Below are 983 nucleotides of genomic sequence, written 5' to 3' on the forward strand. Positions count from 1 at the left end.
ATATTTGCTTGTGATGCTGGAATGGGCTCAAGTGCCATGGGAGCATCCTTATTGAAAAATAAATTCAAAAAAGCAGACATCGATATAAATGTAACGAATATGGCAATTAACGACTTGCCTCAGGATGTTGATGTCGTCATTACGCATAAAGACTTAACGGAACGTGCGAAACAAAAAGCTCCAAATGCTCATCATGTTTCCGTGGATAACTTCTTAAACAGTCCAAAATATGATGAACTTGTAGAAGAGCTGAAAAACGATTAAATTCCTTCAGAAAAGAGTCTGATTAGACTCTTTTCTGGTTATCATATTGACCTTAGCTCATTATGAAAATATCTGTATAGAAGGGAGGGAGCAACATGTATATATCAGCTCGTGAACGGAAAGTTATCCAATTGCTGCTGGAAGCTCGTCACGATCTTCCTGTCAAACAGGTGGCGGAAATCCTGGATGTCAGCTCACGGACGGTTCACCGTGACCTGAAAGGGATCGAAAAAATATTGAGGGTTCATGACTTAACCCTTCAGAAGAAAGCCGGAAGCGGACTCGCTATTCTTGGTAAGGTAGAAGATCAAGAAGAACTGAAACAGTCCATTTTCGAACAAGAGTCATTGGATTATACACCAGAAGAGCGACAGGTTTTAATCCTTTCCCGCCTGCTAGAGGCGAAAGAACCTGTAAAATTACTGACGTTTGCTCATGAGTTGGGAGTGACGGTCGCTACGATTAGTCATGATCTCGACAAAATTGAAGAAGTACTTGGAGAATTTCAACTTCATTTGATTCGAAAACGGGGATATGGAGTAGAGGTTCAAGGGGAAGAAGCAAATATTAGAGAAGCGATCCGGTATATTATCATGCAGCATATGGATGAACATGACTTTTTACAATTGCTTCGTGACAATATCCAATCGGATTCCCCGATGTTGGATTCTGTCTCTGATCATTTGCTGGGGCTCGTGAATAAAGAAAAAATTACTTTA

At 40.5% G+C, this 983-nt stretch carries 1 protein-coding gene and 1 pseudogene; both read left to right on the top strand.

Annotated features, from left to right (window positions below):
* Positions 1–264: pseudogene (locus LD39_RS21420) on the top strand (PTS mannitol transporter subunit IICB); the annotation flags it as partial.
* Positions 265–359: 95 nt separating this feature from the next.
* Positions 360–983 (top strand): HTH domain-containing protein (locus tag LD39_RS21425; protein ID WP_035553872.1); only part of this gene is annotated, 624 nt, incomplete at its 3' end.

The organism is Halobacillus sp. BBL2006, assembly GCF_000786645.1.
Classification (GTDB): Bacteria; Bacillota; Bacilli; order Bacillales; family Halobacillaceae; genus Halobacillus.